This window comes from Mesorhizobium sp. P2_D1 (assembly GCF_056404455.1).
In genome coordinates this window covers 118,313-128,694 of sequence record NZ_JBFUDZ010000014.1, presented here as the reverse complement: position 1 = coordinate 128,694, position 10,382 = coordinate 118,313, and the positions used below count along the sequence as shown (strand labels likewise).

Annotated in this window: 9 protein-coding genes and 1 riboswitch; of the genes, 2 read left to right on the top strand and 7 right to left on the bottom strand. The window is 65.4% G+C overall.

Going from position 1 to position 10,382, the window contains the following annotated elements; translation table 11 throughout:
• The 7 genes from AC1D0I_RS13290 to AC1D0I_RS13260 form a co-directional block, all read right to left on the bottom strand.
• Window positions 1-644: precorrin-2 C(20)-methyltransferase (locus AC1D0I_RS13290; protein ID WP_477395563.1), on the bottom strand; the 644-nt coding region annotated here is incomplete at its 3' end.
• Window positions 641-1,273 carry a precorrin-8X methylmutase gene (locus AC1D0I_RS13285; RefSeq protein ID WP_477289413.1) on the bottom strand — a complete coding sequence of 211 codons (633 nt, stop codon included), beginning with the start codon at window positions 1,271-1,273 and terminating at the stop codon, window positions 641-643. The genes AC1D0I_RS13285 and AC1D0I_RS13290, both read right to left, overlap by 4 nt.
• Window positions 1,274-1,275: 2 nt before the next feature.
• Window positions 1,276-2,793: a precorrin-3B synthase gene (cobG, locus tag AC1D0I_RS13280; protein WP_477395561.1), complete on the bottom strand. Its 1,518-nt coding sequence runs from the start codon at window positions 2,791-2,793 to the stop codon at window positions 1,276-1,278.
• Complete coding sequence (cobN, locus tag AC1D0I_RS13275; protein ID WP_477395559.1) at window positions 2,790-6,149, bottom strand: cobaltochelatase subunit CobN; 3,360 nt, start codon at window positions 6,147-6,149, stop codon at window positions 2,790-2,792. Before cobN ends, cobG begins: the two co-directional genes overlap by 4 nt.
• Window positions 6,150-6,167: 18 nt before the next feature.
• On the bottom strand, window positions 6,168-7,205 hold the full coding sequence (cobW, locus tag AC1D0I_RS13270; RefSeq protein ID WP_477395557.1) for a cobalamin biosynthesis protein CobW: 1,038 nt from the start codon (window positions 7,203-7,205) through the stop codon (window positions 6,168-6,170).
• Between the two features lie 2 nt (window positions 7,206-7,207).
• Window positions 7,208-7,636, bottom strand: coding sequence for a DUF1636 family protein (locus AC1D0I_RS13265; protein WP_477395555.1), 429 nt, complete (start codon window positions 7,634-7,636; stop codon window positions 7,208-7,210).
• A 39-nt stretch (window positions 7,637-7,675) separates the two neighbouring features.
• Window positions 7,676-7,881, bottom strand: a riboswitch (cobalamin riboswitch).
• Between the two features lie 29 nt (window positions 7,882-7,910).
• A complete protein-coding gene (locus tag AC1D0I_RS13260; RefSeq protein ID WP_477395553.1) occupies window positions 7,911-9,110 on the bottom strand; it encodes a winged helix-turn-helix domain-containing protein in 1,200 nt (399 codons plus the stop codon).
• A 331-nt stretch (window positions 9,111-9,441) separates the two neighbouring features.
• Between AC1D0I_RS13260 and AC1D0I_RS13255 the strand changes: the two genes are divergently transcribed.
• Window positions 9,442-9,807 carry an NADH-quinone oxidoreductase subunit A gene (locus AC1D0I_RS13255; RefSeq protein WP_095087214.1) on the top strand — a complete coding sequence of 122 codons (366 nt, stop codon included), beginning with the start codon at window positions 9,442-9,444 and terminating at the stop codon, window positions 9,805-9,807.
• A complete protein-coding gene (locus tag AC1D0I_RS13250; protein ID WP_095087216.1) occupies window positions 9,798-10,379 on the top strand; it encodes a NuoB/complex I 20 kDa subunit family protein in 582 nt (193 codons plus the stop codon). Before AC1D0I_RS13255 ends, AC1D0I_RS13250 begins: the two co-directional genes overlap by 10 nt.
• Window positions 10,380-10,382: the final 3 nt, after the last annotated feature.

The window sequence follows — 10,382 nt, the reverse complement described above, 5'->3', positions numbered from 1 at the left end:
GCCATGGTGCCGCGCTCGACATAGACGGCGCGCGCCAGCTTGCCGGTTGCCTCCAGCGCTCGCCTGATCTTGGGCAGGTTGCGGCCGACCTTCATGATGACGGCGGCGTCGGTGTCGGCCAGCCGCCGGGTGAGTTCGAACTCGTTCATCGTGCCCGGCAACACCGTCAGCACATCGTCGCCCTGGACGATCGGCAGGCCGGTCGCCGACCAGCAGCCGGACATGGCAGTGACGCCGGGAATGACCTCGGTCGGAAAGCGATGGGCGAGCCGCACATGCAGGTGCATGTAGGAGCCGTAGAACAGTGGGTCGCCCTCGGACAGCACGGCAACCATCCTGCCTGCTTCAAGGTGTTCGGCGACCTTCTCTGCGGATTCCTCGTAGAAACCGGCGATCTGCGAACGGTAGTCGTCGTGATCCTTGTCGATTTCGGTGGTGACAGGATAGAGCAGCGGCAGTTCCGTCATGCCGGGGCGGAATTGGGCTTCGACGATGGCGCGCGCGTTGCTGTTGTTGCCGCGCTTGGCGAAATACGCCACGACATCGGCCTCGGCCAAGGCTCGTGCGGCCTTCAGCGTCAACAGTTCGGGGTCGCCGGGACCGGTGCCGACACCGACGAGACGGCCTTTGGGGAGCGCGTTCACAGGCCAGGCCTCGCCAAGGCGTTGAGTGCGGCGGCAGTCATGGCGCTGCCGCCAAGCCGGCCGCGCACGATGGCATAGGGCACGCCATAGGAATTCTCGGCCAACGCATCCTTGGATTCGGCCGCGCCGACGAAGCCGACCGGCATGCCGATGATCGCCGCCGGCTTCGGCGCACCGTCGCGCAGTTTTTCCAGCAAATAGAAGAGCGCGGTCGGCGCATTGCCGATGGCGACCACCGAACCGGCCATGCGCTCTCCCCACAGGTCGATGGCGGCCGCGGAACGGGTATTGCCGATCTCCCTGGCGATTTCGTGTGTGCGCGGGTCGCGCAAGGTGCAGATCACCTCGTTGCCTGCCGGCAGCCTGGCGCGGGTGACGCCATGCGAGACCATCTCGGCGTCGCAGAAGATCGGCGCCCCAGCCGAAAGTGCCGTGCGCGCGGCGGCAACGAAATCCGTCGAAAAGACAAAATGGCTGGCAGCCTCAACCTGGCCGCAGGCATGGATCATGCGGATGGCGACATCGGCCTCTGCTTCGGAGAAGCGCGACAGGTCGGCCTCGGCGCGAATGATGGCGAAGGAGCGCTCGTAGATCGCCGTGCCGTCGTGGATATAGTCGTAGGCGGCCATGCTCATTCCTGTCGGTAAGCCTCGGCGATGCCAGCCGCGCCAAGCCTTGTCAGGCAAGCGGCGGCGGTTTCGCCGGGAAGTCGTGCGCTGCGGATCGCTGCCGCGACGCGGCTGATGCCGCGCTCGGCGTCATAGCCCGGCCTGTAGCTGGCAGGAAGGCCCTTTGCCGTCGCGTTCACGACAAGTCCGGCTCCGTTTTCGCCGCCGACCAGGGTAAGCGCAGCTTTGCCCGGATGGGCGCAGCCCTTGGCGCAGCCGGAAATGTGCAGGGTGAAGTCGAGGATGTCGGCATTTTCAGCGGCAATCGCCTCGGCAATGTCGCGCGTGGCGATCCGGCCCGAGGCGCAGGCCGGCGTGCCGGGACAAGCGGCGATGCGTGTGCGCGGATCGGCGGCGTCGGTGACGAATCCGAGGGTGGTTGCGGTGTCCTGAAGGGGCCGGTTGGCGGCTGTCGGCTGGCCGAGGAAGAGCAGCGCGCGGCCGGGGGCGAGGCGGATTTCCGACGTGCCGAGGGCGAGGGCGCCTTGGGCGAGGCTGATGATCTTGTCCGCCGGCATGCTGCCATAGGGGAGGGCGATGCCGAGGGCGGTGGTGGTGGCGGCCAGGTTGAAAATGCCAATGGGTAAGGGAGTCGATGGCGCAGGAAGGCGATCCTTCCCACCCCCCTCTGTCCTGCCGGACATCTCCCCCGCAAGGGGGGAGATCGGCAATTTTGCTGCGGGCTCTTCTTTTGCAATCTCAACGATTGGTCGCAGGCTTGTAAATGGCGAAAACAGTGATGATGGCGCAATCTCCCCCCTTGCGGGGGAGATGTCCGGCAGGACAGAGGGGGGTGGGACGGAGTGCCAACTTGCAAGAGAAGCTAGCTGCCTCTCGGTCAAATCCCTTGCATGGGCTTCGCGGCCCTTCTCGGCAATCATCCTGAGCACGGCAACGGCAATATCGCATGCTGCATCGTCTTCCACCGTGGCCAGCGGTCTCGCATTCCGCCCATCACCCGCGGCAGACACCAGCCACCGTACTCCCGCATCGCTGCGCGTTGCGGCAAGCCGCACATCGGCCGTTACCGAATCCAGTAGAAGCTGCCCGCCGCCGTCGACAACGACCGAAACCTTCGGGCCGAGCCGTTGCACGAGCCCGGCTTCCTCGACCGCTGTCCTGATCCGTTCAGCCAGCGGCTTGGGATCGGCAATCTCCTGCGGATCCATGCCGGCCAGCGGCCCGGTCTCGACCGGCACGCCGGTGCGCACCGCGATATCAAGCGCATCGACCTCCGCCGCCAGCAGCGGCGCGCTTTCCGATGTCAGGCCGCGTATCTGCAGACTGCCGCGCGCGGTGACTTCCATGATGCCGTTGCCGTGCCGCAGGGCCGATTCGGCGAGTGCGATCAAAAGCTTTGGCGACAATCCTCCAGAAGATGGGCCTCCAGCAACGGGGTTGAGCCGAACCAGCAGGCCGTCGCCGGTCTGCATGGGGGCAGCCAGAGCCGGGCAGGCGCCGCGACGCGAGAAGGCGTTCATGCCGCAACCCCAAGCGCTTCAGCCTCGGCGATGAGGGCGGCGAGATCGTCGTCGATGGAATTGCGCAAGGGATGCCAGAGCCCGCGCCGCCGCGCCGACTGGAAGCGCTCGGCTATGACTTTGGCGGCGGCAGGGTTCTCGCGCAGGATGAAGGCGCGCACCAGGGGATCGCCGAGATAGGCGTCATGTACCGCCTCGATCAGCGTGCCTGATATCGCGAGGGTGGTTTCGGCAAAGCCGACCAGCCGGTCAACGGTTTCGGCGAATTCGGAGGCGCCGCGCGGGCCGTGGCGCATCTGCCCTGATATGAAGCGGGCATTGACGGCGCGGGCCCGTACGACGCGGGCCACCGCATCACCAAGCGAACGCGGCTTCGGCTTTTGCGGATCGGTGGTGTCGAGCACGATGACATCGGCATTCCTGCCAAGCGCTGCAAGTGCTGCCGAAAAGCCACCGATGAAGGCGACGTCAGCGGAACCCTCTAGGATATCGCGGCCGGGATCATCGCCGGTGTGGACGAGAAGATCGGCTTCGGCGATGCGGCCCTCGAAGGCGCCGGTTGCCAAGACGCCTTCGCCCCCTGCGCCGCCATAGGCATGCGAGGTGGCGTCGAGATATGCGCGGCCAATTTCTTCGCGCGCCGCCCAGTCGCCGCTCGACAGCAAGTCCTCGACGCCGGCGCCGTAGGTGCCGGGCGAAGTGCCGAAGACGCGCGGGCTGATCTTGCCATCCGCGCGGGTCTTGGCCGCCAGCGGGTTTTCCGAATCCTCCTCGTCGCGGGCGGCAACGGCGTTGGCCGCGGCATCGATCAGCGCGATCTGGGTTGGGAACATGTCTCGGAACAGGCCGGAAATGCGCCAGGTGACGTCGACGCGTGGTCGGCCGACGGTTGCCGGCGGTAGCACCTCGATGCCGGTGATGCGGCCGGTCGCGGCATCCCATTGCGGCCGGCAGCCCATCAGCGCCAGGCCCTGTGCGATCTCCTCGCCGCCGGTGCGCAGCGAGGCTGAGCCCCAGAGGTCGATGATCAGCGAACGCGGCCAGTCGCCATGCGACTGCATATAGCCACGCACCACTTCCTCCGCCGCCGCCCTGCCGAGGTCATAGGCGGTCGGCGTCGGCATGGTGCGCGGGTCCGACGTGAACAGGTTGCGGCCGGTGGGCAATACATCGGCGCGTCCGCGCGCCGGCGCCCCTGCCGGGCCGGCTTTGACGTGGCGGCCATCGAGTGCCGCCAGGAATGCCATCGTCTCGGCTGCCGCGCTTTGACGCCGCATGGCGTCAGGCTCGTCCTCGGAGGCGCGGCCGTAGATATGCAGCCCGTCCTTGATGGCGAAATCCTTGAGGTCGCAAAGCCAGGCGTCGATGCGGCGCAACGCTTCGTCGGGCGCGTCGGTCTTGGCGACGCCCGCTTCGGACGCGAGGCCGGCTTTCTGGGCGGTGTCGACGATCAGCTTTGCCAGACGATCTCGGCGGCGGCGGTCGAGCCCATCGGCCTGGGCATACTCGTCGACCAGCCGCTCGAGCCTATGCTGATCCTCGTCCAGTCCGGCGCCGGTCAGCGGTGGCGGCAGATGCCCAAGGGTGACAGCGGCGATGCGCCGCTTGGCCTGTGCGGCTTCGCCGGGGTTGGAGACGATGAAGGGATAGATCACGGGCAAGGGACCGGTGACGATCTCGGGAAAGCAGTCTTGGCTGAGCGCAACCGTCTTGCCGGGCAGCCATTCCAGCGTGCCGTGGGCGCCGACATGGACAAGCGCATGAGCGCCGAGCGACTGGCGCAGCCACAGGCCGAAGGCGATCAGCGCATGCCGCGGCGGCAGCGTCGGGTCGTGATAATCGGCGCGCCGATCCACTGACCGGCCGCGGTCGGGAGCAAGCGCCACGGTGACGTTACCGAAGGTGGCGGCCCGGAAGGGGAATTTTGCGGAGGTTAGCGCCTCGCGCAAACCTGTTTCATCTTTCGCCTTACCCCAGGCGGCTTCTACGGCAGCTATCGCCGCCCTCGGCAGTTCGGTTGAGAAGCACAGATAGTCGTCAAGCTTCAGCCCGTGGTTTGAACTTTCCAGCAAATCCAGCAGCGCACGCGGCGTTTGCGGAATGCCGTCAACGGCATAGCCCTGTCCCTTGAGGTCCTGCAGCATCGCCAGCACGCTGGACGGCACGTCGAGGCCGACGGCATAGCCGGTGCGGCCGGGAGCACTCGGGTAGTCGGGGATCAGGATGGCCAGCTTGCGCTCGGCGCGGGGTGTTTCTTGCAGCTTGATGAAGGCCGCGACGCGGTCCGCGACTTGCGCCACACGATCCGGCTCCGGCCGGTTGGCGAAGGCGCGGTGACCAAGTGCTGGATCGACCTCGCTCTCGCCCTTGAAGGAAATGGCGCCGGCCAGGATGCGGCCGTCGAGTTCGGGCAGCACGACATGCATTGCGAGGTCGGCGGGCGCCAGCCCACGCTGGTTGTTTTCCCAGATGTCGCGGCGGGTGGTGGCGACGATGACCTGGAAGACTGGCACGCCGGCACGATCGAACAGGGTTTCGACGCCGGGTTCGGCGCCGGACGCGAAGGCGGTCGCGGTGACGATGGCGGCAGGTTTCAACGAGGCCAGCGCGGTTTCGACGAACGCCAGCGATACCGGGTCCTTGAGGCTGGAGACGAAGATGGGGACTGGCGTCATACCGCGCTGCCGCAGCGCCCCAAAAAGGGCGTCGATCGGTGCGACATCGGCGGCGAGCAGCATCGAGCGGTAGAACAGGATAGGGATCACAGCATTTCCCTGCCCCTCGAGGGGAAGGGGGACGACGCCGCGGCCCGGCTCATAGTATCCAGCCTTCGGTACGGCGACAGGCGCCGAAATTGTTGCTTCGGATCCAGCCAGCCGCGCCAGCTTCTGCACCAGCGCGCTCATATTGGCTGGACCGCCCTCGCGAAAATAGTCGAGCAGGCCGTCGAGTTCCTCGCGCGGCAGTGTCGAGGCTTCGATCAGGCGCAGATCCTCGTCGCGGCATTCGCCGGGCAGCAGCGCCAGTTTTATACCGCGCGCGCGGGCGGTCGAGGCAAGCTGGTCGCAGCCGTAGCGCCACCAGTCGTAGCCGCCGAGGATGCGCACGAGGATGACTCTGGCATGGCGGGCGACGCTGTCGATCCAGAGGTCGACGGACATCGGATGACGCAGGTCGCGCAAGGCCGCCAGCCGCATCGAGGGCAGGCGCTCGGCATCGGCCTTCCATGCCGCCGCCAGTCCGGCGAGATCGCTGTCGGTGAAGGACAGGGCCACGATATCCGCCGGCGTCTGCCGCAGATCGACCGGCTCGGCGAGATCGTCGAGCGAGGCGGAGGTCGTGGTGAGGATGTGCATCGCGGCCCGTGGTTTGCGTCAGCCGGCGAGTATACGCTCGATCGCCGGGCGGTTCAGCCCCTTCAGGCCGATGACGACGAGTCGCGAGCGGCGGTCATCCCCGGCCGTCCAGGCGCGGTCGTAGTAGTGATTGACGCGCGGTCCTACGGCCTGCAGCAAGAGCCGCATCGGCTTGCCGCCGACCTCGACGAAGCCTTTCACGCGCAGCACGTTTTCTTCCTCGGCGGCGGTGGCGACGCGTTTTGCCAACTCGTCCGGATTGGCGATCGAGGCAATGTCGATGACGAAAGAGTCGAAGTCGTCGTGCTCGTGGTCGAGTTCGTCGTCGTGGTGGGTCTTGCGGTTCTCGATGTCGTCCTCGACGGCAAGGCCAAGACCGAGCAGCACAGAGGGATCGACCTTGCCTTGCGACGTCGGCACGATCTTCACGGCGCGAGCGATGTGCTCGTTGATGATGGCGTTGGCGCGGGCGGAGCCGGCGGTGTCCATCAGGTCGCTCTTCGACAGGATGATCAGGTCGGCGCAGGCGATCTGGTCCTCGAACACCTCCTCGACCGGATCGTCGTGATCGAGCGTCTCATCCTGGGCGCGCTGTGCCTGAAGTGCGTCCATGTCATTGGCGACGCGGCCTTCGGCGAGTGCGGGACCGTCGACGACGGCGATGACGCCATCGACCGTTACGCGACTCTTCACCGTCGGCCACTGAAAGGCCTGGACCAGTGGCTTGGGCAGAGCCAGGCCCGAGGTCTCGATCAGGATGTGGTCGACCTTCGGCGACAGCGACAGGATCTGGTCGAGCGCCGGCACGAAATCGTCGGCAACGGTGCAGCAGATGCAGCCATTGGCCAGTTCGACGATGTTTTCCTCCGGGCAGGTGTCGATGCCGCAGCCCTTCAGGATCTCGCCGTCGATGCCGATGTCGCCGAACTCGTTGACGATGATGGCGATCCGCTTGCCGCCGGCGTTTTCCAGGAGATGGCGGATCAGCGTCGTCTTGCCGGCGCCGAGGAAGCCGGTGACGACGGTGCAGGGGACGCGGGAGACGGAGGCAGTCATGATCAGTCCTTCAGCATGTCGAGGGGAGGGATGCGGGCCACGAGGCCGCGCTTCAGGCTATCGGGACGGCCGCGCCACGGGATCAGGCCGTCGGTCGAGGTGGCGAAGAGTTTTGCCCCAGTGACGAGATCGGCACCGCTCGATGTGGTCAGGTCGCCGAAGACGTAGCTCCAGCAGCCATCGCGCAGGATGGCGGCACTGAGCCGGCGCTTGCAATTGCCGAGGCATTCGACGCTGCGGACGCGGATGTTTTCGCCAGATGCGGCGCGGCGTGTTTCATCCGCAAGCAGTTCGCCGGCGCGGGGATGGGCGTCAGAACCGGTTTCATCACGACAGGAGGCACAGACGATGACGGTCACGCCGTCAAGGGCATCGCTCTCGCCGGACGCATTGTCCGCTGTGCCAGCCGAAAAACTGCTGTCGTGGTCCAAAAATCGGGCTCCTTGCCCGGAAACCCGCCGGGCGATCGGATTCTACAGTCGCAGACGGCAGGTCTCCTGGCTCGCGGGTCATCGCCTTGGGTAGCCGCCTTCCCGGGAATACCCCAGTGGCTTTCGGCCTTGGCTCTTCGCTTACAGTTGCGGGGACAGCCGCGGATTTGAAATCGGAATTTCGCACCGCATTCCCTCTTGGCTCCTCTCGTTGAAGAGAGGAGACCGTCTGGAGCGGATTTAGGCTTTTGCGGGCGGCGGTGTCAACGTGGGCTTACGACACGGTCAGGTCGGCCAGCGCCGGACCCAAATCACCGGCTGATGTCACCTCTATACGTTCAAGGCCGAGCCAGCCCTGCATCTGCTTCAGTTCCTCGAACAGTTGGGCGGCGGTTTCAGGCGGCGCGCCCGGCTCGGCATAGGCCGCATGGACGCGCAGGACACTGGCGGGGCGATCGGCCTTGAGGTCGACGCGGCCGACGATCCGGTCGCCGAGCAGGAACGGCAGGACGTAGTAGCCATACTGGCGTTTATCGGCCGGGGTATAGATCTCGATGCGATAGTGGAAATCGAACAGCCGCTCGGTGCGCGACCGTTCGAAGACGACCGGATCGAACGGCGCCAGCAAAGCGCGGGCCTCGATTTTTCGTGGCAAACGCGCGTCTTTATGAAGATAGGCCGGCTTGTCCCAGCCTTCGACACGCACAGGCAGCAGTTCGCCCGTTTCGACCAGTTCCTCCAGCCGGCCCTTCATGTCGGCAGGGGACAGGCGGAAATAGTCGCGCAGGTCGCCTGATGTCGCGATGCCGTGGGCGCGGGCGGAAATGCGCAGCAATTCGCGGTGCGCGTCCTCGGCGGCGGGCACGGGCAGGTCGAGGATCGCTTGCGGCAACACGCGCTCCGGCAGATCGTAGAACCGCTCGAAGCCGCGACGGTGCGCCGTGGTGATGCGCCCGGCCCAGAACAGCCATTCGAAGGCATGCTTGGCATGGCTCCAGCCCCACCAGCCGCCCGAGCCTTTCTGGCCTTCGAGCGCGGAAGCGGCGATCGGACCGCGATCGGCGACCTCGCGGTAGATCTGTTCGATGTAGCCAGCGTGCTCGCGGCCCCATTTGGCGAGGCCGAGATACATTTCATCGCCGCGCTCGGCCCGCTGCATGCGCCAGCGCATCAGCGGGTAGGTCTCGACCGGCAGGAAGGAAGCCTCGTGCGCCCAGTATTCGAACACCGTGCGCTTGCGCGTCACGGCGGCATTGTCGAGCAGAGCGAGCGGATAGGGGCCAAGGCGCGAATAGAGCGGCATATAGTGGGCGCGCACCACCGCACTGACGGAATCGATCTGCAGCAGGCCGATGCGGGAGAGAACGCGGGCGAAATGGCGGCGGTCGGGCGTACCGGCAGGGCGGGGATCGAGAAACCCCTGGGCGGCGAGCGAGATGCGCCGGGCCATGGCAAGCGAGATCTTTTCCTTCATGCAGGCATCACTCTGAGGGTGGTTGGCCGAAGTTCTGACGGGTGATTCCGGCTCATGCTAGCAGGGTTTTGGCGGCAACCATGTCAGGAGACAAAAGTGGAGTAAAAAGCGAAGGAAATCAAACAGGAGCGGATCGGACCAGTTTCCTCGGATATGCCGTCCAGGACCGCGTTTTGAACAAGGTTTGACTTGCTTCGCTGGAAGTGCTGCGCTAACCCTCGCCGCGTTGCAGCATAGGCCCTTAAAACGGTTCAGCGGTTAAACTGTCACGCTTCCGCATTAGGGTCCGGTGCTGTAATCAACGTGGATTGGCGCCAACGGAAAGCCGAGCATGAACGCACTTCTAGGTTCATACCTGCCCATCGTCCTGTTCATCGGCGTGGCCCTGGTCGTCGGGCTGGCGCTGCTGGCCGCCCCCTTCCTGGTCGCCTACCGCAATCCCGATCCCGAAAAGCTTTCCGCCTACGAGTGCGGTTTCAACTCGTTCGACGACGCCCGCATGAAATTCGACATCCGTTTCTACCTGGTGTCGATCCTGTTCATCATCTTCGACCTGGAAGTGGCTTTCCTGTTTCCGTGGGCGGTGTCGTTCTCGAAGATCGGCATGCTCGGCTTCTGGTCGATGATGGTCTTCCTGGCGGTGTTGACCATCGGCTTTGCCTATGAATGGAAAAAAGGAGCGCTGGAATGGGATTGAACGACAGTTCCGGCACGCTCGTCGCGCCGAAGCCCAAGGGCCTGATCGATCCCAACACCGGCAGGCCGGTGGGGTCCGACGATCCTTTCTTCCTCGAGATCAACAACGAACTGGCCGACAAGGGCTTTCTCGTCACCTCGACCGAGGCGCTGATCACCTGGGCGCGCAGCGGTTCGCTGATGTTCATGACGTTCGGCCTCGCCTGCTGCGCGGTCGAGATGATCCATACTTCGATGCCGCGCTACGATTCGGAGCGGTTCGGCGTTGCGCCGCGCGCGTCTCCGCGCCAGTCCGACATCATGATCGTCGCCGGCACGCTGACCAACAAGATGGCGCCGGCGCTGCGCAAGGTCTACGACCAGATGCCGGAGCCCCGCTACGTCATCTCGATGGGTTCCTGCGCCAATGGCGGCGGCTACTATCACTATTCCTATTCGGTGGTGCGTGGCTGCGACCGCGTCGTGCCGGTCGACATCTATGTGCCCGGCTGCCCGCCGAGCGCCGAAGCGCTGCTTTACGGGATTCTTCTCCTGCAGAAGAAGATCCGCCGCACCGGCACGATCGAACGGTAAATC